This is a genomic window from Sphingobium sp. AntQ-1, assembly GCF_028538045.1.
Classification (GTDB): Bacteria; Pseudomonadota; Alphaproteobacteria; order Sphingomonadales; family Sphingomonadaceae; genus Sphingobium; species Sphingobium cupriresistens.
This window is the reverse complement of sequence record NZ_CP117158.1, coordinates 1,063,983-1,089,442: the sequence shown is the minus strand read 5'-3', so window position 1 is coordinate 1,089,442 and position 25,460 is coordinate 1,063,983. Positions and strand designations below refer to the sequence as shown.

At 66.1% G+C, this 25,460-nt stretch carries 22 protein-coding genes and 1 riboswitch; all 22 genes read left to right on the top strand.

Features of this window, described 5'->3' with window-relative positions; genetic code table 11:
* Positions 1 to 165 precede the first annotated feature (165 nt).
* The 22 genes from sphantq_RS05385 to sphantq_RS05280 all read left to right on the top strand — a co-directional run bounded on the left by sphantq_RS05385 (position 166) and on the right by sphantq_RS05280 (position 25,165).
* Positions 166 to 1,161 carry a cysteine synthase A gene (locus sphantq_RS05385; RefSeq protein ID WP_066605594.1) on the top strand — a complete coding sequence of 332 codons (996 nt, stop codon included), beginning with the start codon at positions 166 to 168 and terminating at the stop codon, positions 1,159 to 1,161.
* Positions 1,162 to 1,202: 41 nt separating this feature from the next.
* A complete protein-coding gene (locus tag sphantq_RS05380) occupies positions 1,203 to 1,514 on the top strand; it encodes a hypothetical protein (protein ID WP_066605592.1) in 312 nt (103 codons plus the stop codon).
* Positions 1,515 to 1,543: 29 nt separating this feature from the next.
* Positions 1,544 to 2,767, top strand: coding sequence for an ABC transporter (locus sphantq_RS05375; protein ID WP_272799770.1), 1,224 nt, complete (start codon positions 1,544 to 1,546; stop codon positions 2,765 to 2,767).
* Positions 2,768 to 2,953: 186 nt separating this feature from the next.
* Positions 2,954 to 3,451, top strand: a complete 498-nt coding sequence (locus sphantq_RS05370) for a division/cell wall cluster transcriptional repressor MraZ (protein ID WP_066604133.1) — start codon at positions 2,954 to 2,956, stop codon at positions 3,449 to 3,451.
* On the top strand, positions 3,448 to 4,404 hold the full coding sequence (gene rsmH / locus sphantq_RS05365) for a 16S rRNA (cytosine(1402)-N(4))-methyltransferase RsmH (RefSeq protein WP_129926812.1): 957 nt from the start codon (positions 3,448 to 3,450) through the stop codon (positions 4,402 to 4,404). Before sphantq_RS05370 ends, rsmH begins: the two co-directional genes overlap by 4 nt.
* Positions 4,401 to 5,051, top strand: a complete 651-nt coding sequence (locus sphantq_RS05360) for a colicin transporter (RefSeq protein WP_066604127.1) — start codon at positions 4,401 to 4,403, stop codon at positions 5,049 to 5,051. The genes rsmH and sphantq_RS05360 overlap by 4 nt, the downstream gene beginning before the upstream one ends.
* The gene (locus sphantq_RS05355; protein ID WP_272799769.1) at positions 5,051 to 6,754 is read left to right on the top strand and encodes a peptidoglycan D,D-transpeptidase FtsI family protein; all 1,704 of its coding nucleotides are present in this window, start codon (positions 5,051 to 5,053) and stop codon (positions 6,752 to 6,754) included. The genes sphantq_RS05360 and sphantq_RS05355 overlap by 1 nt, the downstream gene beginning before the upstream one ends.
* Positions 6,754 to 8,208 (top strand): UDP-N-acetylmuramoyl-L-alanyl-D-glutamate--2,6-diaminopimelate ligase, encoded by a 1,455-nt coding sequence (locus sphantq_RS05350; protein WP_066604123.1) that lies wholly within the window; start codon positions 6,754 to 6,756, stop codon positions 8,206 to 8,208. The genes sphantq_RS05355 and sphantq_RS05350 overlap by 1 nt, the downstream gene beginning before the upstream one ends.
* Before the next feature lie 114 nt (positions 8,209 to 8,322).
* The gene (locus sphantq_RS05345) at positions 8,323 to 9,717 is read left to right on the top strand and encodes a UDP-N-acetylmuramoyl-tripeptide--D-alanyl-D-alanine ligase (protein WP_272799768.1); all 1,395 of its coding nucleotides are present in this window, start codon (positions 8,323 to 8,325) and stop codon (positions 9,715 to 9,717) included.
* The gene (gene mraY / locus sphantq_RS05340; protein ID WP_066604121.1) at positions 9,717 to 10,790 is read left to right on the top strand and encodes a phospho-N-acetylmuramoyl-pentapeptide-transferase; all 1,074 of its coding nucleotides are present in this window, start codon (positions 9,717 to 9,719) and stop codon (positions 10,788 to 10,790) included. The genes sphantq_RS05345 and mraY overlap by 1 nt, the downstream gene beginning before the upstream one ends.
* On the top strand, positions 10,787 to 12,118 hold the full coding sequence (gene murD / locus sphantq_RS05335) for a UDP-N-acetylmuramoyl-L-alanine--D-glutamate ligase (RefSeq protein WP_272799767.1): 1,332 nt from the start codon (positions 10,787 to 10,789) through the stop codon (positions 12,116 to 12,118). The genes mraY and murD overlap by 4 nt, the downstream gene beginning before the upstream one ends.
* A 47-nt stretch (positions 12,119 to 12,165) precedes the next feature.
* Entirely contained in the window at positions 12,166 to 13,368 is a 1,203-nt protein-coding gene (locus sphantq_RS05330) for an FtsW/RodA/SpoVE family cell cycle protein (RefSeq protein WP_272799766.1), read from the top strand.
* Positions 13,365 to 14,546 (top strand): undecaprenyldiphospho-muramoylpentapeptide beta-N-acetylglucosaminyltransferase, encoded by a 1,182-nt coding sequence (gene murG / locus sphantq_RS05325; RefSeq protein WP_272799765.1) that lies wholly within the window; start codon positions 13,365 to 13,367, stop codon positions 14,544 to 14,546. Before sphantq_RS05330 ends, murG begins: the two co-directional genes overlap by 4 nt.
* A 124-nt stretch (positions 14,547 to 14,670) precedes the next feature.
* On the top strand, positions 14,671 to 16,098 hold the full coding sequence (murC, locus tag sphantq_RS05320; protein WP_129926807.1) for a UDP-N-acetylmuramate--L-alanine ligase: 1,428 nt from the start codon (positions 14,671 to 14,673) through the stop codon (positions 16,096 to 16,098).
* Complete coding sequence (locus sphantq_RS05315; protein ID WP_129926806.1) at positions 16,098 to 16,295, top strand: hypothetical protein; 198 nt, start codon at positions 16,098 to 16,100, stop codon at positions 16,293 to 16,295. The genes murC and sphantq_RS05315 overlap by 1 nt, the downstream gene beginning before the upstream one ends.
* Positions 16,277 to 17,191, top strand: coding sequence for a UDP-N-acetylmuramate dehydrogenase (murB, locus tag sphantq_RS05310; protein WP_272799764.1), 915 nt, complete (start codon positions 16,277 to 16,279; stop codon positions 17,189 to 17,191). Before sphantq_RS05315 ends, murB begins: the two co-directional genes overlap by 19 nt.
* Positions 17,188 to 18,138, top strand: coding sequence for a D-alanine--D-alanine ligase (locus sphantq_RS05305; protein WP_066604109.1), 951 nt, complete (start codon positions 17,188 to 17,190; stop codon positions 18,136 to 18,138). Before murB ends, sphantq_RS05305 begins: the two co-directional genes overlap by 4 nt.
* The gene (locus tag sphantq_RS05300) at positions 18,131 to 19,090 is read left to right on the top strand and encodes a cell division protein FtsQ/DivIB (protein WP_272799763.1); all 960 of its coding nucleotides are present in this window, start codon (positions 18,131 to 18,133) and stop codon (positions 19,088 to 19,090) included. The genes sphantq_RS05305 and sphantq_RS05300 overlap by 8 nt, the downstream gene beginning before the upstream one ends.
* A 5-nt stretch (positions 19,091 to 19,095) precedes the next feature.
* The gene (gene ftsA, locus sphantq_RS05295) at positions 19,096 to 20,379 is read left to right on the top strand and encodes a cell division protein FtsA (protein ID WP_066604104.1); all 1,284 of its coding nucleotides are present in this window, start codon (positions 19,096 to 19,098) and stop codon (positions 20,377 to 20,379) included.
* Between the two features lie 107 nt (positions 20,380 to 20,486).
* On the top strand, positions 20,487 to 21,932 hold the full coding sequence (gene ftsZ / locus sphantq_RS05290; RefSeq protein WP_066604101.1) for a cell division protein FtsZ: 1,446 nt from the start codon (positions 20,487 to 20,489) through the stop codon (positions 21,930 to 21,932).
* A gap of 128 nt (positions 21,933 to 22,060) precedes the next feature.
* Complete coding sequence (locus sphantq_RS05285; RefSeq protein ID WP_129926804.1) at positions 22,061 to 23,950, top strand: tetratricopeptide repeat protein; 1,890 nt, start codon at positions 22,061 to 22,063, stop codon at positions 23,948 to 23,950.
* Between the two features lie 54 nt (positions 23,951 to 24,004).
* Entirely contained in the window at positions 24,005 to 25,165 is a 1,161-nt protein-coding gene (locus tag sphantq_RS05280) for a deoxyguanosinetriphosphate triphosphohydrolase (RefSeq protein ID WP_066604094.1), read from the top strand.
* Positions 25,166 to 25,218: 53 nt separating this feature from the next.
* Positions 25,219 to 25,318, top strand: a riboswitch (glycine riboswitch).
* Positions 25,319 to 25,460: the final 142 nt, after the last annotated feature.

Genomic DNA, 25,460 nt, shown 5'->3' with positions numbered 1-25,460 from the left:
CGCCCTTAGCCCAATTTCCTTGCGCTTTCCTCTATGCATTTGAGCCTGTGCCGCGATGGGACGCCGGAGGGTGAAAAGATTAACGGGGCGATGAAATGGCCGCTTTCTTGGCGTCATCATTCCCTTGCTTGGCAAAGCCGCGCCCGCTCCGCTATGCGTGGCGTCATGCTGCTTCAACTCAATAGTCTCGCATTGATCGGCAACACGCCGATGGTGCGCCTCGCCGGCCCCTCGCAAGAGACGGGCTGCGACATTTTCGCCAAGTGCGAATTCGCCAATCCCGGCGCCTCGGTCAAGGACCGGGCGGCGCTGTTCATCGTCAACGACGCCGAGGAAAGGGGCCTGCTTCAGCCCGGCGGCACGATTGTCGAGGGGACGGCGGGCAATACCGGCATCGGCCTGGCGCTGGTCGCCAATGCGAAGGGCTACAAGACGATCATCGTCATGCCCGAAACGCAGAGCCGCGAAAAGATGGACACGCTGCGCGCGCTCGGTGCCGAGCTGGTCACGGTGCCGGCCGCCCCCTATTCCAACCCCGGCCATTTCGTCCATACGTCCCGCCGACTGGCCGAGGAAACGGAAGGCGCGATCTGGGCCAACCAGTTCGACAATATCGCCAATCGCAAGGCGCATATCGTCGGCACGGCGGAGGAAATCTGGACCCAGATGGACGGCCGGATCGACGGCTTCACCTGCGCGGCCGGCACCGGCGGCACGATCGCGGGCGTGGGCCTGGGGCTGAAGGCCAAGGATGAGGCTATCACCATCGCGCTCAGCGATCCGCATGGCGCCGCGCTCTACAGCTATTATGCGACGGGCGAATTGAAGTCCGAAGGGTCGTCGGTGGCCGAGGGGATCGGCCAGGGGCGCATCACCGCCAATCTGGAAGGTGCGCCGATCGATACCCAGTTCCGCATTTCCGACGCGGACGGCATGGAGTGGGTGCGCCGCCTGCTGAGCGAGGAAGGGCTGTGCCTGGGCCTGTCTTCGGGCATCAATGTCGCGGGGGCGGTGGCGCTCGCGCGTCAGCTGGGGCCAGGCAAGCGGATTGCGACCATCCTGTGCGACACCGGCTTCCGCTATCTGTCGACCCTCTACAACCGACAGTGGCTGGAATCTAAGGGCTTGACGGTATTCCCCTGGCTCGCGCAGACTGCATGACCGCCGACACGGGTCGCGGCGAAGAGGTCCAGAGCGTCACCATGGCTGAAACACCCCGCCGACAGGAAGGGTTACAGCGCGTCCAGATCGGCTTGACCGGTCTGGCGGGCGTGGTGTTGCTGGTGGGCCTAGCCAATATCGTCATCGAAAAGGCGCGAATGGACGACGCCGCGCTGCCGCCGCCGGTCGTGCCGACGCTCAGCGCCAGCGGCAACGCCGTCTCTCCGCGCGATCCGCTGGCCGAACTGGGCGTGCAGCCCGCGCCGGAGCAGGCGCCGATCGTACCCGACCTGCAACCTGACCCCAATATCCGCAAGCCGATGGATTCCGATCCCACGCAGCAGCAGCGCTGAACAATGCAATCGGGCCGGGATCGCCGCCGATGACGGCGGGGTTGAAACGATTCCTGTGGCTCTGGATGCCGCCGCTGGCGATCGTTCTGGCCGGTCTGTGGCGCGCCTGGCTGACCGGGCAGGCCGATCCCTGGGACTGGCGCGCGCCGACGGCGCTGATCCTGGCGGGGACTGGCCTGCCGCTGGCGCGGCGTGGCGCGGCGATGCTGGCTTGGGTGGCGATGGGTGGCGTCGGGATGGCGCTGCTCTTCTGCACGGTGGCCGCGGGACGCGCGCCGGATGGCATGGCGGCGCTGGGGCTGCTGGCGGTCGCGATGTTGACCATTTTCGGCGGGGCCATGCTGCGCCCGTCGCCGTTCGTCTCGCAACTGCGCTCGAAGCGAACGGGCTTGGCCATGATTTTCCTGGTGCTGGCCGCGCTGCTGCTCTGGCGCGGCCCCGCCCAAGCGTTGCAACCCGCCCCGGACCGTCCCAAGCTCGCCGTCATCACCGGCCTGCCTCTGTTCTGGAGCGAGTCGCGGCCACAGGACGCGCCCATCGTCACGGTCCTGCGCACCCGCTTCACCGTGATTGCGATGGACGACCCGGCTCAGCTCAAGCCGTTGCGCGCGCAGCGGCTGTTGCTGGCGCAGCCGCGCGCGCTGACGCCCGCGCAACTGGTCACGATCGATGGATGGGTGCGCGATGGCGGCACGGCGCTGGTGCTGGCCGATCCGCTGCTGCGCTGGCCGTCCGACCTGCCGCTGGGCGATCGCCGCCGCGCGCCCTCCGTCAGCCTTTTAGGGCCGCTGCTCGACCATTGGGGATTGGCGCCGTCGGGTGTCATGGAAGAAACGGAAGTCCGCCATTTCCTGCCCGACGGTCAACTCATCACCCTATCCGGCGCGCAGCGGTCCAGCGATGCCCTGCTGCGCCGCCAGCGCATCGGTAAGGGCGCGGTGCTGCTGCTGGGCGACGCCGATCCGCTCGACGACCGGTTGTGGCTCGCCGATCCCGTCTATCCGCTCGACCCGCGCCATTGGGTGGCCGACACGCCCGCCCTTGTCGTTCAGTGGCTGGGTGGGGCGTCCATTCCCGGCGACCGGCGCTGGATGCGCGACGCGCAGGACGTCACCCGCGCGTTCCGCTGGGCGCTTTTGGGCGGGACAATATGGGCGATAATGGGTGCGATGCTATTGGGCCGGGAAAGGTTGGGATCTATCCCCGGAACAAAAGGAGAAGATGGCGGCGTGAAAGGTAACAAATCCGGTTAGTCCCAAATTTCACCGTCTTTTCCCACTACTGCCCATGCTTTCCCATTGCAGTCCCCCCCCATGCTTGGTACGTAAACCAGCATTGGGGTTCGTCAGGCTTTTGTGCAGTCCTGTACGCTGGATGGTCTTCTCAGGATTCCGGCGACAGGCGGCCTGTGCCCTGCATAAAAGGGGTCGGTTGCCAGCGTGTCGGACGTCATTCTCTATTCGGGCAACGCATTCAGCGTCGCGGACGGCAAGGGCCGTTTCGTGCTGCCCCTGGAGATGCGCAAGCTGGTCACCCAGGCCAGCGGCGGGCAGAATCGCCTGTGCCTGTCGATCCATATGGACAATGGCTGCGCCACCGGCTTCGGCCTGTCCCACAAGCAGTTCCTGTTCGATGAGGTCGAAAAGCTGGAGCGACAGGCCTATGAGGCCGGGCGCGACTTCAACGCCGATCTGGAACGCGAAAACCGCCTCGGCACGATCGAGGACGTCAATTTCGACGATGCCGGCCGCTTCTTCCTGCACCCCGATATCAAGGACGAAGCCGGCATCACCGACGCGATCTTCTTCTATGGCGTGGGCCGCTATTTCCAGGTCTGGAAGCCCGAAGCGCTGGTCGAAAGCCCCGATCGCCCGGCGCTGATCCGCAACAAGGTCCGGCGCTGGATGGATGCGCGCGCGGAAGGGGCGGCCAAGTGAACGACGCCGTTTCCGCAACCGCCCTCCATATCCCCGTCCTCCTTGCCGAAGTGCTCGATGCCCTCGCTATCACCCCCGGCGAGATTCATGTCGACGGCACCTTCGGCGCGGGCGGTTACAGCAGCGCCATGGCGATGGCCCAGGCGCAGGTCTTCGCCTTCGATCGTGATCCCGATGCGATTCGCGAAGGGCAGGTGGTGGCCGACGCCCATGGCATAACGCTGATCGCCGGCGAATTTTCGCGCATGGTGGAATTGCTGGCCGAACGCGGCATCGCCAGGGTGTCGGGCATCACGCTCGACATCGGCGTCTCCTCAATGCAGCTCGACCGGGCGAATCGCGGCTTTTCCTTCCAGGCCGACGGCCCGCTCGACATGACGATGAGCCAGGACGGCATGAACGCCGCCGATTTCCTCAACAGCGCGTCGGAAGAGGAAATCGCCAACGTCATCTACCGCTATGGCGACGAACCGCGGTCGCGCCGTGTCGCTCGCGCCATCGTGGAGGCGCGCCCGCTGGAACGCACCGCCCAGCTTGCCGCCGTGGTCCGCCGCGCGCTGGGCCACAAGCCGCATGACAAGAAAGACCCGGCCACCCGCACCTTTCAGGCGATCCGCATCCATGTGAACCAGGAACTGGAAGAGCTGGAACGGGCGCTGGACGCGGCCGAGGAACTGCTGGAGGAGGGCGGTCGCCTCGCGATCGTCACCTTCCACAGTCTGGAAGATCGCATCGTCAAGCAGTTCCTCCGCAATCGCAGCGGCGGCGAGGGGGTGGGGTCCAGGCATTTGCCCGAACGCGCCGCCGGGCCGCAGCCGACCTTCGCCAAGCCCGCCAAAGCGGTGCGTGCGAGCGAAGCGGAGCTGGCGCGCAACCCCCGCGCCCGATCCGCCACCCTGCGCGCCGCCATCCGCACCGCTGCCCCTATTTCCTCTCGGAGTTCCCAACCATGATCGCCGTCAAGAGGTTGCAGAGCCTGATCTGGGTGATCTTGGTCGCGCTGGGCGCGCTGGGCGCCTACATGGTGTCGCTCAAGGTTGCGACCGAGCGTAACGAACTGATGAAGGTGCGCGCGCAGATCGCCGGGGCGAAGGGCGACATTCGCTATCTGGAAACGGAATTCAGCGCCCGCGCCTCGATGCGCCAGCTCGAAAGCTGGAACCAGCACGACTTCATGTACGCCACGCCCAGCGCCCAGCAATATCTGGGCGGCGAACGGGCGCTGGCGCATCTGGACGGCATCCAGCCCAACGGCCCCGACTATGTCGCGCCGCCGGTGATGGTGGCGATGGTCGAAACCCCCGCCGACCTGCCGTCCGCCCCGCAAAAGGCGCCCGAAAGCCCGGCTGCGACCCAGATCCGCAGCGATATCGCGGTGATCCGGGAGGCCCATGCCGCCGATGTCGTGGACAAGCTGCCCAAGCCCGCATCCCGGACCCCGGCGCAGCAGGCCAAGGTCGATGCCGATGTGAGCAAGCCCAATCCGATCGCGCGCAAGGCGGAGCGGATGGCGATGCTCGACGCCAAGCTGCTGGATGACAGCACGCTGGGCGATTTGACCGCCAAGGCGGCGCGTGAGCGCAAGAAGGAGGCGCGCTGATGGCCACGATCATTGTCCAGCCAGGCGGGGAGCGGGCGGGGCGGCAGCGGCTCAACCTGACCGCCATCGCCCATAACCGGCTGATGCTGCTGCTCATCCTATTCTTGGCAATCACCACCGTCCTGATCGGCCGACTCGCCTGGGTCGGCATTTTTGCGCAGGGGACGACGGGCGATGGCAGCTTGGCCGCCTTCCTGCCCGCGCGCGCCGACATCGTCGATCGCAACGGCGTGCCGCTGGCCCGCACGATGGACGCTTATTCGGTCGCGGTCCGCCCGTCCAAGCTGATCGGGGATCCGGCCGAACTGGCGCGCAAGCTGCACGAGATTTTCCCCGACGAACCCGAAGCGGTCTTCTACAGGAAGCTGCGTGGGCGCGGCTGGGCCTATCTGCGCCGCCGCGCGCTGCCGGAGCAGGTGGCGGCGGTGAATGCGCTGGGCGAAATCGGCATCGAATTTCCGCGTGAGAAGGAACGGCTCTATCCGCAGCGCACATTGGCGGCTCATGTGTTGGGCTTTGCCCCCAATGCAAACGGCGTGGGCGGCATGAGCGTGGAGGCCGCCTTCAACGACCGGCTGATCGATCCGGCGCAGCGCGGCAAGCCCTTCGCCGTGTCGATCGACAGCCGGGTGCAGGGCGCGCTGGAAAGCGAACTCTATGCTCAGTTGGTGCAAACGCGGGCCAAGGGCGCGGGCGGGGTCATCATGGACGCCAATACCGGCGAAATTATCGCCATGGCCTCCATTCCGGTCTTCGATCCCAACAAGCTGCAAAATTATGCGGGCAAGACGTGCAGCCAGTCGCCGCTGTGCAATCATATGGTGCAGGCCCGCTACGAAATGGGCTCCTCGTTCAAGCCGCTGGCGATCGCCACGGCCATGGACGCGGGCGTCGTGACGTCGATGAGCAAGCGCTATGACGCGACCGCGCCGCTGGCCGTCGCCGGCTTCCGCATCAAGGACGATCATGCGATGGGCCGCTGGATCAACGTGCCGGAAATCCTGGTCCACAGCTCCAATATCGGCACCGCGCGGATCGCCGACGAAATGGGCGCGGCCCCGCTGCAAAAGATGTTCCGCAGTCTGGACTTCGACCAGCGCGCGCCGATCGAGTTTAACGAGCGCGCCAAGGGCATCTGGCCGTCCAACTGGGGCCGCATCACCAGCATGACCACCTCCTACGGCCATGGCATCGCCGTCACGCCGCTACATCTGGCCGCTGCCTATGCCGCGCTGGTCAATGGTGGCATCTGGCGTCCCGCGACCGTACGTAAACTCAGCGCCGAAGAGGTGCCGGAGGGACGCCGCGTCTTTTCCGCCGCCACCAGCGCGCGGATGCGGCAACTGTTGCGGATGATCGTGTCGGCGGGTACAGGACGTAGCGCCGACGCCAAGGGTTTCCGGGTGGGCGGCAAGACGGGTTCCGCCGAAAAGCCTCAAGAGGGGCGCTATAACAAGACTTCGCTGGTGACGACTTTCGCTTCCGCCTTCCCCATGGACAATCCCCGTTACGTCGTCGTCGCGATCATGGACGAGGCGACGGGGCAATATGGCCTGCGCACCGCCGCCTGGACCGCCGCGCCGGTGGTCAAGCGGGTAGTCGAGCGGACCGGGCCGATGCTGGGGGTAATGCCGGACGAGAGCCGCGACGTCGATATTTCCGACCTGATGCCGCTGCTGCACGGCGACAAGGAGAAAGAATGATGCGCCTTGGCTCGCTGGTCGATGGTCTGGACGCCGCAATATCGGGAGAGGCTGGCGCGGGCGCCGGCCTCGATTCGTCGGTGACCGGCTTCGCCATCGACAATCGCAAGGTCGCGCCCGGCACCGTCTTCGGCGCGTTCCAGGGACTGCGCGTCAATGGCGAGGATTATATCGCCGACGCCGTAAAGGCGGGGGCCGTCGCCGTGGTCGCCCGGCCGGAGGCGAAGGTCGACGGCGCGATCCACATCGCCCACGCCAATCCCCGCCGCCTGCTGGCGCAGATGGCGGCGCGCTATTTTGCACCATTCCCCGACGTGACCGTCGCCGTTACGGGCACCAATGGCAAGACCAGCACGGTCGAGCTCGCGCGCCAGCTATGGCGGATGATGGGGCATAAGTCCGCATCGATCGGCACGCTGGGCGTCACGACCTCGGTCGATCAGGTGTCGACCGGCCTTACCACGCCGGACATCGTCACCTTCCTCGCCAATATGTCGGGCCTGCGCCGCGAGGGCATCACCCATGCCGCGTTCGAGGCGTCGAGCCATGGGCTGGACCAGTATCGCACAGAGGGGCTGCCGGTGATGGCGGGGGCCTTCACCAACCTGTCGCGCGACCATCTCGACTATCATGGCGACATGGATCGCTATTTCGACGCCAAGATGCGGCTGTTCGATGAAGTCGTTTCGGCGGATGGCGCGGCGGTCGTCTGGGCTGACGATGGCTGGTCGAGCAAGGTCATCGCGCGGGCTACGAAGCGGGGGCTTCGTGTGCTGAGCGTCGGGGTGCAGGGACAGGCGCTGCGCCTGGTCAACCGCACCCCGACCCAGTTGGGCCAGGCGCTGGAGATCGAAGCGGATGGCAAGATTTATAAGGTCAACCTGCCGCTGATCGGTGCTTATCAGGCCGCCAACGCCCTTACCGCTGCGGGCCTCATCATCGCGACCGGCGGAGACCTGGCCAAGGTGCTGGAACTGCTCGGCCGGGTCCAGCCGGTGCGCGGGCGGCTGGAACGCGCCGTCATCAGCAAGGCGGGAGCGCCCGTCTATGTCGATTATGCCCATACGCCCGACGGGCTGAAGGCCGCGATCGAGGCGCTGCGCCCGCATACGCGCGGCAAGCTCATCACCCTGTTCGGCGCGGGCGGCGATCGTGATGCGGGCAAGCGCCCGTTGATGGGCAAGGTCGCGGCGGAACTGTCCGACCATGTCATCGTGACCGATGACAATCCACGCTCCGAAGAACCCTCCGCCATCCGCGCCGCCGTGCTGGCCGGCGCACCGGAGGCGCAGGAAATGGGCGGCCGCCGCGCCGCCATCGCCGCCGCGATCGCCATGGCCGGCGCGGACGACATCGTCCTGCTGGCGGGCAAGGGCCATGAACAGGGCCAGATCATCGGCGACCGCGTGCTGCCCTTCGACGACGTCACCGTGGCGCGGGAGTGCGCGGGTTGAGCGATATGTCCCACCGCCGTTCGGTTCGACCTTGTCGAGAACTGCGCCCGACCTTCTCGAGAGACGCTTTTCGACTGCGCTCGAAGCTGCTCGAAGCGAACGGAGAGGGTGGCCGTGGCTGAACCGCTCTGGACCTCCACCGAAATCGCTGAGGCCACAGGCGGCGCCGCGTCGGCGCCGTTCGCCGTTTCGGGCGTCGCCTTCGACAGTCGCGAAGTCGGGCAGGGCGACCTGTTCGTCGCGATGAAGGGCGATACGACCGACGGCCACAGATTCATCGACAAGGCGTTCGGGCAGGGTGCGGCAGGCGCGATCGTCAGCGAACCCGTCGCGCACCCCCATATCCTGGTGCCCGACAGCGCCGCCGCGCTCGAAGCGCTGGGAAAAGCGTCGCGCAAGCGTATGGGCGGCAAGGTAATCGGCGTCACCGGATCGGTCGGTAAGACCGGCACCAAGGAAGCGTTGTTCCAGGCGCTCGATCGCGCCGCGCCGGGACAGGTGCATCGATCGGTCAAAAGCTATAACAATCATGTCGGCGTACCGCTCAGCCTCGCGCGGATGCCGCGCGGGTCGGCTTATGGCGTGTTCGAAATGGGCATGAACCATGCCGGCGAACTGTCCGCCCTGACGCGGCAGGTCCGCCCCCATGTCGCCATCGTCACCGCGATCGCGCCGGCCCATATCGAATTTTTCGGCACGGAGGCGAAGATCGCCGAGGCCAAGGCGGAGATTTTCGAGGGGCTGCAACCCGGCGGCACCGCGATCATCCCCTATGACAGCCCGCATGTCGCGCTGCTCTACAACAGGGCGGAACGCCACGCCGCGCGCATTCTGACCTTCGGCGCCAGCCCGCAGGCCGACGTCTGCGCGCGCGAAGCCGTGCCGGCGCCGGGCGGCGGTACGCTGGTCACCGCAACCCTGCCCGACGCGGAGCTGTGCTTCACCGTCGCCGCGCCCGGCGACCATTGGGTGTCTAACGCGCTCGCGGTGCTGGCGGCGGTCGATGCGGTGGGCGGCGATCTGGCCGCAGCGGGCCTGGCGCTCGCCGAAATGCCGGGCCTGCCGGGCCGGGGCGAGCGGCGCATCCTGCCCGTCGCGGGCGGGCAAGCGCTGCTGATCGACGAAAGCTACAACGCCAATCCGCTATCCATGACCGCGACGCTCAAGCAGTTGGGCCGCGAAAAGGCCGACCGGCGTATCGCCATCCTCGGCGGGATGCGCGAACTGGGCGATCGCAGCGTCGAACTCCATGCCGGCCTTGTCGAACCGCTGGGCGCGGGCCGGGTCGATTATGCGATATTGGTCGGCGCGGAAATGGCGCCGCTGGCCGACGCGCTTGGCGTCACCATTCCCTATGCGCATGTCGCCGATACGGCGGCGGCCATCCCCCTCATCCAAAGCGAAATACGCGCGGGCGACGCGATATTGGTCAAGGGTTCGAACGGCGTGGGCCTCTCCCGCCTGGTCGCTGCCCTTGGCGAAAACGCCGGCGAAGGAAAGACGAACTGATGCTCTACTGGCTGGCCCAGAATATGGAATTTGCGGGGGTGTTCAACCTCATCCGCTACCTGTCCTTCCGCGCGGGCGCGGCGATCTTCACCGCGTTGCTGATCGGCCTGGTCATCGGCCCCAAATTCATCGGCTGGCTGCGCATCCGCCAGGGCAAGGGACAGCCGATCCGCGACGACGGTCCACAGACGCACCTCGCCAAGCGCGGCACGCCAACCATGGGCGGCCTGATGATCCTGACCTCGATGGTCATTTCGGTGCTGCTTTGGATGGACCTGTCGTCCACCTATGTCTGGGCTTGCCTGTTCGTGACCCTGGGCTTCGGCGCGATCGGGTTCCTGGACGATTATGACAAGGTGACGAAAGCCAGTCACAAGGGGCTGTCGGGCAAGATGCGGCTCTTGTTCGAATTTCTGATCGCCGGCTTTGCGGCCTGGATGATCGTCAACCAGCATGGCAATACTGCACTTTACGTTCCTTTCTACAATGGCCCGGCGATCGAACTGGGGCCGTTCTACTTCTGCTTCGCCGCCTTCGTCATCGTGGCGTTCGGCAATGCGGTGAACCTGACCGATGGCCTCGACGGCCTCGCCACCATGCCGGTCATCATCGCCAGCCTGGCCTTCATGCTGATCGTCTATCTGGTCGGCCGCGCCGACTTCGCCGAATATCTGGGCATTCCCCATGTGCCGGGCGCGGGCAATCTGACTATCCTGTGCGGCGCGATCATCGGCGCGGGCCTCGCCTTCCTCTGGTTCAACGCGCCGCCCGCCGCCGTGTTCATGGGCGACACGGGGTCGCTGGCGCTGGGCGGGACGATCGGGGTGATCGCGGTCACCGCCCATCATGAGATCGTGCTGGGCATTATCGGCGGCCTCTTCGTCGTGGAGGCGCTGTCGGTCATCATCCAGGTCTTCTTCTACAAGCGCACTGGCAAGCGCGTGTTCAAGATGGCGCCGATCCACCATCATTTCGAGCAACTGGGCTGGGCCGAGCCGACCGTGGTGATCCGCTTCTGGATCATCGCCTTCGTGCTGGCGCTCGCCGGTCTCGCCACGTTGAAGCTGAGATGATCGTTTCCAGCGCCTTTGCGGGGAAAACCTACGCCGTTCTGGGCCTTGCCCGCTCCGGCCTCGCCACGGTCGAGACGCTGGTCGCCAGCGGCGCGCGCGTCGTCGCTTGGGACAGCCGCGAGGAAGCGCGCGGCCAAGTCGAGGGCAAGGCGGAACTGGGCGACCCGATGGAGATCGACCTCAGCGGTTTTGACGGCATCGTCGTGTCGCCGGGCGTGCCGTTGAACCGCCATCCCATTGCCATGCGCGCGAAGATCGCCGGTGTGCCGGTCATCGGCGACATCGAACTGTTCGCGCTCGCCCGCCCGACGCTGCCGCCGCACAAGGTCGTCGGCATCACCGGCACCAACGGCAAGTCCACCACCACCGCGCTGATCCACCATATTATCGAACAGGCGGGCTATCCGACCGTCATGGGCGGCAATATCGGCCTGCCGATCCTGAGCCAGCCGCCGCTGGAGCCGAACCTGCACGGCGTCGGAATCTATGTGCTGGAACTGTCCAGCTACCAGATCGACCTGACCCACAGTCTGGACTGCGACGTCGCGGTGCTACTCAACATCACGCCCGACCATCTTGATCGGTACGATGGCTTCGAAGGCTATGTCGCATCGAAGGCACGGCTGTTTGCGATGCAGTCGGCAGAATACGACGCTGTTTTTGCCGCAGACGATGCATCGACGCGTGAAATCGCTGAGAAGGAATGGCGTCGTCGAGGTGATAAGCCCAAATGGCATATCGTCCATGCGGCCGATATCGACCCTGCCACCCAACTGACCTGGCCCGCCCTGCAAGGGCCGCACAACGCTCAAAATGCTGCTGTCGCGATCGCTGTCGCAAAAGCGCTGGGCATCGACGAACCTACCATCGCCAACGCCCTTGCCAGCTATGCCAGCCTCCCCCACCGGATGCAGGCGGTCGGCACCCACAATGGCGTCCTGTACGTCAACGACAGCAAGGCGACCAACGCCGCCTCCACCGCCCCGGCGCTCGCGGCATGGCCCGCAAAGGATGGCAAGCCGCGCATCCACTGGATATTGGGCGGCGTCGCCAAGTCCGACAATCTGGACGAATGCGTCCCCCATTTCGCCAATGTCGCCCACGCCTACACCATCGGCGAAGCGGGGCATATGTTCGCCGATCTGCTGCGCCCCGCTATGGCGGTGGACGACAGTGAAATGTTAAGCGCCGCCGTCCGCCGCGCCGCGCGCATCGCGCAGCCGGGTGACGTCGTGCTGTTGTCGCCCGCCTGCGCCAGTTTCGACCAGTTTCGCGATTTCGAAGCGCGCGGCGATGCCTTCGCCGCCGCTGTCGCGGCGCTGGAATAATCACTAAGCCGGGGGGCGACGCAATGGGCAGGGAAGGGACGACACGGATGTTCAAGGCTGGCGAACTGGTGAAGGGTTTCCGCACCCGCACCGTGCCGCGCGAACGGACGGCGCTCGCCATCTGGTTCTGGGAGATCGACCGTGTTCTCCTGTCGCTGATCGTCACCTTGATGGCGATCGGTCTGGTCGCGGTCGCCGCAGCCTCCCCCGTCGCTGCGATCGACCGGTCGACGGCGTCGGTGGCGGTCAATCCGCTGATCTATTTCTACCGTCAATTGATGTGGGTCTTCATCGGCCTGCCGATCATGCTGGTCATCTCCATGCTGCCCCGGCCGCAGGCGCGGCGGCTGGCGATATTCGGCTGCGCCTTCTTCTTCATCATGCTGCTGTTCGTGCCGCTCCTGGGATCGACCGTGAACGGCGCCAAGCGCTGGATCGACCTGCCCGGCTTCCGCTTCCAGCCGTCGGAGTTTCTGAAACCGGTCTTCGTCGTGGCGCTGGCCTGGCTGCTGTCGCTGCGGACCAAGGATATGAGCCTGCCGGTCGTGCCCTTGAGCTTCTGCGTCACTGGCCTCATCGCCATCATCCTGATGCGCCAGCCCGACTTTGGCCAGACCGTCATCTTCGCCGCCTGCCTTGGCGTGTTGCTGCTGCTGTCCGGCGTGTCGATGCGCTTCATCGGCGCAATGGGCGGGGTGGCGCTGGTCGGGTTGATCGCAGTCTATATGTTCTATGAAAATGGCCGCCAGCGCGTGAACGACTTCCTGGGCATCGGCGTCCAGCTCGACGCCGGCCCGGACCAGACCGATCTTGCCTTCCGCACCATTTCCCATGGCGGCTTCACCGGTGTCGGGCCGGGCGGGGGCCAGAACAAGTTCCGCCTGCCCGAAGCGCATACCGATTACATCTTCTCGGTCATCGGCGAAGAGTTCGGCCTGCTCGCCTGCATCGCCATCGCCTGCGTCTATCTCGCCATCGTGGTGCGCGTGCTGTTGCGCCTGCTGGACGAGGATGATGTGTTCACCATCCTCGCCGCTGCGGGTCTCACCACCCAGTTCGGGTTGCAGGCGATCATCAATATGGGCGTCAATGCGCAGATATTTCCGTCAAAGGGTATGACGCTGCCCTTTATCAGCTATGGCGGCTCCTCTATGCTGGCGCTCTGCATCGGGGTCGGCCTGCTGCTCGCCTTTACCCGGCGCAATCCCTTCATGGGCCGGCATACCGTCGTCAAATGGAGTGGTCGATGAGCATTTCCCGTCACTTCGTCCTCGCCGCCGGCGGGACGGGGGGCCATATGATTCCAGCGCACGCCGTCGCCGAAGAGCTGATGGCGCGGGGCCATCATGTCGCGCTCGTCACCGATGAGCGCGGCGCGAAAATCCCCGGCATTTTCGATCACGCGCCGGACAATCGGGCGCAGGTCCATGTCATGCCCGCGGGACGCATGACCAAGAATCCGTCGAGCTGGCCGGGCGCCCTGAAGGCGATCCTGGCAGGCCGCGCCATGGCCCGCCGTTTGAACGAAACCTTCCGCCCCACCGCCGTCGTCGGCTTTGGCGGCTATCCCGCCATGCCCGCTTTGCTGGGCGCATTGGCGGACGGCATTCCGACTGCCATCCATGAGCAGAATGCGGTTCTGGGCCGGGTCAACCGCCTGCTGGCCGGCCGCGTCGACGCCATCGCGACCGCCTATCCGAATGTCGAACGGCTCAAGGACGGCTATGCTGGCAAGGTCCACCTGATCGGCAATCCGGTGCGCGAGGAAGTGAAGCAGTTGCGCGAGGAGGATTTCCCCGCGCTGACCGACGAAAGCGTTTTCCGCGTGCTGGTGATCGGCGGCAGCCAGGGCGCCTCCATCCTCTCCAGCGTGGTGCCCGAAGGCCTGTCGATGCTGCCGGTCGCGCTGCGCCGCCGCCTGCAGGTGACGCAGCAATGCCGCGCCGAGGATATCGATCGCGTGCGCAAGACCTATGCGGAGATGGAAATTCCCGCCGACCTCGCCACCTATTTCAACGACGTGCCCGAAAAGCTGGGCTGGTCGCATCTGGTGATCGCGCGCGCGGGTGCCTCGACGCTGGCCGAACTCACCTGCGCCGGGCGTCCGGCGATCCTGATCCCGCTGCCCAGCGCGATGGACGATCACCAGACCGCCAATGCCAGGGAAATGACCGAGGCGGGCGGCGCGCGCACGATACCGCAGGCCCGCTTCACCGCGGTCGAACTGGCCAAGCAGATGCAGAAAATGGCGCTGGAACCCGGCGCGCTGCTGAACGCGGCCAAGCGCGCGCGCGGCTGCGGCCGCCCCCATGCGGCGCGCGACATGGCCGACCTGCTCGAAAGCATCGGCACTGCGCCGATCTTGAACGATCCGGTGCGGGTCGGGCCGACGCCCACTACGCTCAATTTGCAGGGTGTCCCGGCGTGAATATTGTAGTCGCCCTACCTCCGTTCGCCCTGAGCTTGTCGAAGGGCTGCACTTCTCCTTTGAAGAAAGGACTGGGCTTCGACAGGCTCAGCCCGAACGGATCTTTTTACGAGGAAGAGAATAAATGAAGGGTGTCGGCACGGACATCGGTACGATCCATTTCATCGGCATTGGCGGCATCGGCATGTCCGGCATCGCCGAAGTGATGCATAATCTGGGTTATGACGTTCAGGGGTCGGACGTGGCCGAAGGCTATGTGGTCGAGGGGCTGCGGGCCAAGGGCATCCGTGTGATGATCGGCCATAAGGCGGAAAATCTGGGCGACGCCGCTGTGGTCGTCACCTCCACCGCGATCAAGCGCGGCAATCCGGAGGTCGAGCTGGCGCTGGAAAATCGCGTCCCCGTCATCCGCCGCGCCGAAATGCTGGCCGAACTGATGCGCCTCAAATCCACCGTCGCGGTGGCGGGCACCCATGGCAAGACCACGACGACGTCGATGGTGGCGGCGCTGCTGGACGCGGGCGGCGTCGATCCCACCGTCATCAACGGCGGCATCATCAACAGCTATGGCTCCAACGCGCGCCTCGGCAATAGCGACTGGATGGTGGTCGAGGCCGACGAAAGCGACGGCAGCTTCCTGCGCCTGGACGGCACGATCGCGGTCGTCACCAATATCGATCCCGAACATCTCGACCATTATGGCAGCTTCGACCGGGTGAAGGACGCCTTTGTCGAGTTCGTCGGCAACGTCCCCTTCTACGGCGCGGCCCTGCTGTGTCTCGACCATCCCGAAGTGCAGGCGATCCTGCCGCGCGTGCAGGACCGGCGGATCGTGACCTATGGCTTTTCCGCCCAGGCCGACATTCGCGGCGACAATGTCGTCAGCTTCCCCGGCGGCAACCGCTTCGACATTCAGGTGCGCGAGCGCGACGGATCGACGCGCAAGATCGAGGGTATCGAAATGCCGATGCCCGGCCGCCATAATGTGCTGAACGCCATGGCGGCGATCGGCGTCGCGCTGCACATGGGCATTGACGACGCGACGATCCAGACCGGCTTTTCCAAGTTCGGCGGGGTCAAGCGCCGCTTCACCAATGTCGGCGCCATCACGCTTGCGGGGGGCGCCGCCACCGTGATCGACGATTATGGCCACCACCCGGTCGAGATCAAGGCGGTCCTCGCCGCCGCGCGAGAAGGCGCGAAAGGCCGCGTCATCGCCGTGGTCCAGCCGCACCGCTTCACCCGCCTGCGCGACCTGATGGATGAATTTCAGCAGGCCTTCAACGACGCCGACATCGTCTATGCCGCCCCCGTCTATACCGCGGGCGAGCAGCCGATCGACGATGTGGACAGCGCCGCGCTGGTCGCGGGCCTCAAGCGCCGCGGCCATCGCCATGCCACGACCGTCGCCGATGCGGATGAACTGGCGTCGCTGGTCGCGGCCGATATCCAGCCCGACGACATGGTCATCTGCCTGGGCGCAGGCGACATCACCAAATGGGCGGCGGGATTGGCCGCCGCCGTCTCCGCGAAGGTCAAGGAAACCGCCTGATGTTCGAACTGTTCGCCGTCGGCCTGGAAATGCAGAAGCGCATGATCGACGCCCAGATGCAGGGTGTGGAGGCCGCGCGCGACATGGTGGAGGCCGCGCAACGCCAAGTCGAATCCAGCATGGCCGCGACCCAGGCCAATGAAGCGGGCCTCAAGGCCATGAAGAACTGGATGAACCTGTGGGGTATGCGCGGTTGAGCGCGACTATCGCCCTGCCGCCTGTTCGTGGCACGCTGAAGGCCGACGCCCCGCTGGCCCCGCTCGTCTGGTTCAAGGCGGGCGGCGCGGCGCAATGGCTGTTCGAACCGAAGGATGCGGACGACCTGTCCGACTTCCTCGCCATGCTCGGCCCGGACGTGCCAGTGATGGCGCTGGGCCTCGGCTCCAACCTCATCGTGCGCGATGGCGGCGTGCCGGGTGTGGTCGTGCGGCTGGGCAAGCCCTTCGCCAAGGTCGTGGCGCTGGATGAAACCACGCTGACCTGCGGCGGCGGCGCGTCAGGCATCCTCGTCTCCTCGACCGCGCGCGACGCGGGCATAGCGGGCCTGGAGTTTCTGCGTTCCATCCCCGGCACGGTCGGCGGATTCGTGCGCATGAACGGCGGTGCCTATGGCCGCGAGACGCGCGACATATTGCTGTCGTGCGAGGTCGTGCTGCGGTCGGGCGAACAGGTGACGCTCCTGAACCGTGACCTTGCCTATACCTACCGTCATTCCAACCTGACCGACGGCGCGATCGTGGTGTCCGCGACCTTCCGTGGCGAACCCGGCGAACCCGCTGCGATCCAGGCGGAAATGGACCGCATCGCCGCCGCGCGCGAGGACAGCCAGCCGCTGCGCAGCAAGACGGGCGGCTCGACCTTCAAGAACCCCGACGGGCACAAGGCCTGGCAGTTAGTGGACGAAGCAGGCTGTCGCGGTTTGGCTTTGGGCGGCGCGCAGGTCAGCGAGAAGCACACCAATTTCCTGCTCAACAGCGGCGACGCCAGCAGCGCTGATATCGAAGCGCTGGGCGAAGAAGTCCGCCGCCGGGTCAAAGACAAAAGTGGAATAGAATTGGAATGGGAAATTCAGCGCGTCGGGATCGTGAAGTGACCCGTGGTCCCTGGCATGTCGCCGTCCTCATGGGCGGCTGGTCGGCGGAACGCCCCGTCTCGCTGTCGTCGGGCGAGGGCGTCGCCAAGGCGCTGGAATCGCGCGGCCACAAAGTCACCCGCATCGACATGGACCGCAACGTCGCCGCCCGCCTGGCGGAGACCAGGGCGGACGTGATCTTCAACGCGCTGCATGGCGTTCCGGGCGAAGACGGCACGGTGCAGGGCATGATGGACCTGATGGGCCTCACCTACACCCATAGCGGCCTCGCCACCTCGGTGATCGCGATCGACAAGCAATTGACCAAGCAGGCGCTCGTGCCCCACGGCATCCCCATGCCCGGCGGCCAGATCGTGGAAAGCGAAAGCCTCTTCGCCGCCGATCCGTTGCCGCGCCCCTATGTGCTGAAACCTGTCAATGAAGGCAGCTCGGTCGGCGTCGCCATCGTCACGGCGGAGGGCAATTATGGCAACCCCATCGCCCGCGACAGCGTCGGCCCGTGGCAGGATTTCCCCGAACTGCTGGCCGAACCCTATATTCGCGGCCGCGAACTGACGACCGCCGTGCTGGGCGACGAGGCTTTGCTCGTCACCGAACTGCGCCCCAAGAGCGGCTTCTACGATTTCGACGCCAAATATACCGACGGCATGACCGAACATGTCTGCCCCGCTGACCTGCCGCCCGAAATCACCGAAGCCTGCAAGGCGATCGCGCTGCGCGCCCACCAGCTGCTGGGCTGCCAGGGCGCGTCGCGCGCCGATTTCCGCTGGGACGACACGCAGGGGATCGAAGGGCTGTTCCTGCTGGAAGTCAATACCCAGCCGGGCATGACGCCCTTGAGTCTGGTCCCCGAACAGGCGGCGAAGCTGGGCATTGACTATGCCACGCTGGTAGAGACTATTGTCGAGGAGGCGCTGAACCGCGCCGGGGGAAGCACAGATGGCTGAAGCACGGATCAGGCGCGGCGGCACCGCGCGACTGAGCAGCGCAAAGGGCAGGGCCACGAACGGCGGTCGCGGCCGGACCTTGAAGCGCCAGAGCGGCCTGGACCGGCTGGTCGAGATGCTCCCGGTCAGCGAAGCCACGCTGCAACGCATGGCCAGTTGGGCGATCGTCGGCATCTTCGGCGCGTTTGTCATCGCTATCGCCATCTTCATGGGCCTGCCCGGCATGGCGCGGCAGCAGGCGGCGGACATCGCGGCGCGCGCGGGCTTCGAAGTCGACAAGGTCGAAGTGCGCGGCGTTGAACGGATGGACGAACTGTCCGTCTATAATATCGCGCTGGGGCAGGTGGATCGCTCCATGCTCTCGCTCGACCTGCCCAGGGTGCGCAGCGAGATGCTCAAGCTCGGCTGGGTCAAGGATGCGCGCATTTCCCGCCGCCTGCCCGATACGCTGGTGGTCGACATCGTCGAGCGTGATCCTGTCGCGGTGTGGCAGCATGGCGGCCAGTTGCACCTGATCGACGTGTCGGGCGTGGTGTTGCAGTCGGTGTCCGCCAGCGCGATGCCCGACCTGCCGCTGGTCGTCGGCCCCAACGCCAATCGCCAGACGGCGGGCCTCAACCGGCTGATGGAAAACGCCCCGGCCTTGAAGCCGATGCTGGCCGGCGCGACCTGGGTCGGGAACCGGCGCTGGGATCTGCGCTTTCAGTCGGGTGAGACGCTCTCCCTGCCGGAGGGCGACAAGGATTCGGCGGGCGCATTGGTGAATTTCGCACGGATGGATGGCGTCAATCGCCTGCTGGGTCGCGGCATCGTCAAATTCGACATGCGCGATCCCGATCGCTTCGTCCTGCGCCTGCCGCAGGGCCAGGTGGAGGAAAAGCCGATGGATGACGCCACGAAGGATGGCGCGGCCAAGGATGTCGCCGCCGCGACGCCGGGCGAGGAAGGCTAAGTCCCATGGCGCAGCCCAAGGTCGAAAAGCTCATCACCGCGATCGACATCGGATCGTGGAAGGTGTCCGCGTTGATCGCGGGGCGGACCGACACGGGCGAACTGGCGATACTGGGCACCGGCCAGCGCGAAAGCCGGGGGGTGCGGCGCGGGTTCATCGCCGACATGGAGCGCACCGAACTGGCCGTGCGCGAAACGATCGAGCAGGCGGAGCGGGTCGCGGGCACCAATATCGAGGATGTCTGGGTCAGCTTTTCGGGCGGCAGCCTGGTCAGCGACGTCGTCACAGTCGAGCGCGATATGGGCGGATACCGCATCGAGCAGCCCGATATCGACGATCTCCTGACCACGGGCCAGCAGGGCATCGACCCCGACGGCCGCATCGTCCTCCATGCCCAGCCCACCTGCTTCACCATCAATGGCAAGGTGCCGGTGAAGAAGCCGCTGGGGATGCACGCCGACCTTCTGGGCGTGGATATTCATGTTGTGCTGGCCGACGGCGCGCCGCTCGCCAATCTCGACCTGTGCGTGCGTGGCGCTTATCTCAACGTCAATTCGATCGTCGCCGCGCCGATCGCGACGGGCCTTGCCTGTCTGTCGGAAGAGGAACGCGACCTTGGCGTCGCGCTGGTGGAGATTGGGGCGGGGGTCACCAACGTCTCGCTCTATGCGGGCGGGATGCTGGTCGGCCTGCACTCGATCCCGCTGGGCGCGTCGGACATCACCGACGATATCGCCTCCTCCTTCGGCATCCGCCGCAGCCAGGCGGAGCGGATCAAATGCTTCTATGGCTCGGCCATGCAAAATCCTCGCGACTTTCGCGAGATGATCGAGATCGCTCCGCCCCATGGCGAAATGGCGGTGCCGGGACAGGCCGCAGGGCCGAACGCGGAAGGGGGCAAGATCACCCGCGCCGCGCTGGTCGGCGTCATCTGCGAACGACTGAACCAGATCATGACCGAAGTGAACGCCGCGCTCGCTGGCATGGGCTTCAACTCGACCGGGCGGCAGGTCGTGCTGACCGGCGGCGGTGCGGAAATGAAGGGCATTGCCGATTATGCGCAGGGCGCTTTGGGCCGCGCCGTGCGGATCGGACGACCCAGGGGCTTGTCCGCCATGCCCGAAGCGCATAGTGGGCCGGCCTTCGCCACCTTGGCGGGCCTGGCGCTTTACGGCGCTTCCAACCCGGTTGATCTCCGCGCGATGGCGCCTGCGCCACAAACCGTGCATCGTCTGGGCGCCCCGCTCTGGTGGCAACGCATGATGCGTGCGATGAAGACAAACTATTGAACGAAATTGGACGAAGACGAAATTAGGTGGTGAAATCCCCTATTTTCTGGTGTTAACATTTAATGACGGCGTTGCTTCCTGACGAGGAAGCTGAGGGAGCACTATTTATGAGCATTGAAATCAGCCCACCGCATGTGGACGAACTGAAGCCGCGGATCGCGGTGATCGGCGTCGGCGGCGCGGGCGGCAATGCCATCGCGAACATGATCGCCGCCCATGTCGAGGGTGTGGACTTCATCGTGGCCAACACCGATGCGCAGGCGCTCAATGCATCGCCGGCCGAACGCCGCATCCAGCTAGGCCCGCAAATCACCGAAGGACTGGGCGCTGGTTCGCGCCCTGAAATCGGCAAGGCGGCGGCGGAGGAAACCATCGCGTCGGTCGAACAGGCGCTGGAAGGCGCGCATATGTGCTTCATCGCCGCCGGCATGGGCGGCGGCACCGGCACAGGTGCAGCGCCGGTCATCGCCAAGGCGGCCCGCGAACGCGGGATCCTGACCGTTGGCGTCGTGACCAAGCCCTTCACCTTCGAAGGCAATCGCCGCATGAAGTCTGCGGAAAGCGGCATCGACGAGCTGCAAAAGCATGTGGACACGCTGATTGTCATTCCCAACCAGAATCTCTTTCTGATCGCCAACCCGAACACGACCTTCAAGGAAGCGTTCCAGATGGCGGACGAAGTGCTGCAGCAGGGCGTGCGCGGCATCACCGACCTGATGGTCATGCCCGGCCTCATCAACTTGGATTTTGCCGACGTCCGTTCGGTCATGGGTGAAATGGGCAAGGCGATGATGGGCACCGGCGAAGCCGAAGGCGACGGCCGGGCGCTCCAGGCCGCGGAAAAGGCGATCGCCAACCCGCTGCTCGACGGCGTGTCGATGCGCGGCGCGAAGGGTGTGATCGTCTCGATCGTCGGTGGCGAGGACATGCGCCTGATGGAAGTGGACGAAGCCGCCAACCATATCCGCGAACTGGTGGACCCGGACGCGAACATCATCTGGGGCAGCGCCTTCAACGACAATCTCAACGGCAAGATCCGCGTGTCGGTGGTCGCTACCGGCATCGACAATGACATCGGCAACCATGCCGCGCCGCTGACTCAGCCCTTCAGCTTCGCCAACCGTCCCGCCGTGTCCGTGCCGCAAGCCGCAGCGCCCAAGCCCGCGCCCGTCGCGCAACAACCCGCGCCTGTCGCAGCTCCTGCGCCGACGCCCGCCCCGGCGCCTGCGCCGCAGCCCGAAACGCTGGAACTGGACGTGCCAGCCGCGCCGGCGCCGGCACAGCCGGTTGCCGCACCCGCAGCCTTCGCCCCCCCTAAACCGGCGGCGGTCTTTTCCGATGAAGATCCGGCGGAAGACGAACTGATCCTGGGCGCAGACAGCGCCGAACCGGCTGCCCCCGCCGCGCCCGCACCGCGCGTCGCTACCGGCGGCACCTTGTTCGAGCGGATGGCGGGCCTGACCCGCGGCACGGACAAGGCGCCGGGCGCTGCGGACGACGGCGCGCCGGGCGTGGACATCCCCCGCTTCCTCAATCGCCAGAACAACCAGTAAGGCGGAACGGGCGCGCGACTTGTGTCGCGGCTAGGATAAAAGCGCGCTGTCGGTCGTCTGGGGCGACCCGGCGCGCTTTTTCGTAGGGCTAATTTCCCATTCATCCTGGGATGGGCTAAGGCGCGGATGTGACACGCACTTCTCCATGGATTCTCGGTCTTTGGCTGCCGGGCGCGCTGCTGCTCGCGGCCCCTGCGCACGCGCAGCTGGACCAATCGCAACTGGTCCGCCCGCTTGGCGCCGCCGACCTCAACAGCAATCTGGCGCGCCTCGCGTCCAACCCGCGCGACGTGGTCGCGCTGATCGGCGCGGGGGAGGCGGCGCTGGCGCTGGACGATCCGCGCGCGGCCACCGGCTTCTTCGCCCGTGCCGACGCGATCGAAAGCGGCAATGGCCGGATCAAGGCCGGACTGGGGCGGGTGATGCTCAAGCTGCAAAACCCGGCCGAAGCGCTGCGCCTGTTCGACCAGGCCGGGCGGCTGGGCTATCCCGACGCCACGATCCTGTCCGACCGCGGCCTGGCGCGTGATATGACCGGCGATCAGGCCGGCGCTCAGCGCGACTATCAGGCCGCGCTTGCACGCACCCCCAATGATGACGAAACGGTGCGCCGCTACGCCGCCTCGCTCGGCATCGCGGGGCAGGTGGCCGCGTCCGACAAGATCCTCGAACCGCTGCTCTACAAGAGCGACCGCGCCGCCTGGCGTTACCGCGCGTTCATCCTTGCGATGAACAATAAGCAGGCCGATGCGAAGAAGGTGGCGGAACAGACCATGCCCGCGCAACTCGCCGCCGCCATCACGCCTTATATGCAGAAAATGCCCTATCTGACCGCCGCGCAAAAGGCCGCGGCGGTGCATTTCGGCCATTTCCCGGCGCAGATCGGCGCCAGCATCGCCGCGATCACGCCGACCCCGCCTGCGCCCGGCATCGCCGTCGCCGCAGCGCCGGTCGCCGTCGCCTCCGCCACTCCGGCCAAGACCAAGCCGCTCAGCCGGTCCGAACAGCGCCGCCAGCAGCGCGAAGCCGCCCGCCTTGCCCGCGCCGAAGGGCTTGCGGCGTCCCGTCGTCCTGCCCAGCCGCGGTTGGCCCAGGCCCAGACGACGCCGCCCAAGGTGATCCAGTCCGCGCCGGAACCCACGCCGACCCCGCCCCCTGCGCGGCAGCAACCCAGCGCGCCGCCACCGTCCCCGGTCGTGCAGCCTTTGCCCCCTTCGTCCGTAGCCGCCCCACCCGAACCGGCGCCTGTTCGTCAGGCATCCGCATCGCCCGCTACGCCCAACGCCACCGTTCAGGGACCGCCCGCACCGGGCTTCGATTCGATCGATCGCGCGCCGCCGCCCGCCAACGCCGGGTCGCAACTCAACGCGATCGCGCTGGCCCAGGCATCGGTTCCGTCCGCAACTGCCGTGTCGAGTGCGCCTGCCGCCGCGCCTCCTGCCGCTATGGTGCAGGCGCTCCCCGCCGCGCCGCCGCCCTCGGCGCCTCAACCAGACCCGGAAGCCACCCGCACGCTGGCGGACATCATCCGCGCGATCGATGTGCCCGAAGCCGAGCGTCAGTCGAGCGTCGCCGCTGTCGACCTCAGCGAAATCGCCGCGATCCAGGCTGCCCGCCGCGCCGAGCGACAGGCCACGGCCAAGGCCGCCGCCGACAAGGCGAAGAAGGAGGCGGCCGCGAAGGCCAAGGCGGACGTCGACGCCAAGGCGAAGAAGGACGCCGAGGAGAAGAAGCGCCTGGCCGACAATCCCTCGCGTAACTGGCTGCAGGTCGGAGTGGGGCAGAGCAAGTCGGCGCTGGGCTTCACCATGAACAATCTGCGCAAAAAATATACGATTCTGTCCCGACAGGACGGCTGGAGCGCCGGATGGGGGCGGACGAATCGTCTGCTGGTTGGCCCCTTCGCCAGCTTCGCCCGCGCCAAGGAACTGGAGGCCAGTCTGAAGGCCGACGGCGCCGACGCCTTCGCCTGGAAAAGCGAAGCAGGGGAGGTCGTGGAGAAGCTTGGGGGCGAATAAGCATTTTGCAGTCGGCTGTTTCGGCTAACTGGAGAAGGCTCTAAGAGGGCCGTCATGACGATCCTCGCCCCCTATGCCTGCCATCCCGCCGCCAGCCGCGGCCGCCTCCATCCCGAAGCGGGCGGCGAGATGCGCGGACCGCGCGACGTCTTCCAGCGCGACCGCGATCGCATCATTCATTCGATCGCCTTCCGTCGCCTGCGCCACAAAACGCAGGTGTTCGTCTCGCCTGACGGCGATCATTTCCGCGTCCGCCTGACCCACAGTCTGGAGGTTGCCCAGATCGGCCGCACCACCGCGCGCACTTTGGGGCTGAACGAGGATCTGACCGAAGCGCTGTGCCTCGCCCACGACATCGGTCATCCGCCCTTCGGTCATGCCGGTGAAGATGCGCTGGAGGTCGCGCTCGACGATCATGGCGGCTTCGACCACAACGCCCATACGCTGCGCACGCTGATGCTGCTGGAAAGCCCATATCCGCGCTTTGCCGGCCTCAACCTCAGCTGGGAAATGCTGGAAGGGCTGGCCAAGCATAATGGCCCGATCGCTAAGCCCGGCTGGGCGATGCGGGAACTGGACGCGCTCTTCCCGCTCGACCTGACCAGCCACGCCTCGCTGGAGGCGCAGCTGGCGGCGATTTCCGACGACATCGCCTATGATAATCATGATATCGACGATGGTTTGCGCGCCGGGTTGCTGACGCTTGACCAGTTGATGGAAGTGCCGTTCGTGCGCGGCTGCTGGGACCGGGTGCGCGCACGCTATCCCGACGTGGCGGAGGACCGGCTGCTGCGCGAGCTGGTGCGCGAGCAGATCGGCGTGATGGCCACCGACCTGATCGAATCGACCCGCGCCAACATCGCCGCATCGGGCGTGGAGACGGTCGAGGATGTCCGCGCGCTCGGCCGCACCCTGGTCGCTTTCTCGCCGGACCTTGCGGCGCAGGAGCGCGACCTCAAGCGTTTCATGTACGCGACTCTCTATCACCATCCCGAACAGCTCGCCGCCGCCGACCGGGCGCGCATCATCGTCACCGACCTGTTCCGCGCCTACAGGCAAGACCCCGCGCTGATGCCGCCCGAATGGCGCGACGATTGCGTCGATGAGGAGCCCACCCGCAGCCGCCATATCGCAGACTTCATCGCCGGCATGACCGATCGCTATGCCGAAAAGCGCCATGCGGAAATCTATGGGGCGATGGCGCTGGCCGATTGACGCGCCCATGCGTTTGCCGCAATGCAAGAGCGTCTCCGGCGGATTCGTCCGTTGGGCATGATGCGGGAGAGTATGGGAAGCCTTGGAGGCCACCCCGTCACCGAAGGAGCAACCGCCCCGGAATCTCTCAGGTCAAAGGACCGCATCGCGCGCAAGGCACTCTGGAAAGCGGACAGTCGCATGACTGTCCCACCGAAGGGGTAAGCCATGTGGCCGCAAGGCCGCTGGTCAAAGCTCTCAGGTTCCGTGACAGAGGGGGTGGCAGATAGGACAGGTCCGACTCCGGGCCTTTGCA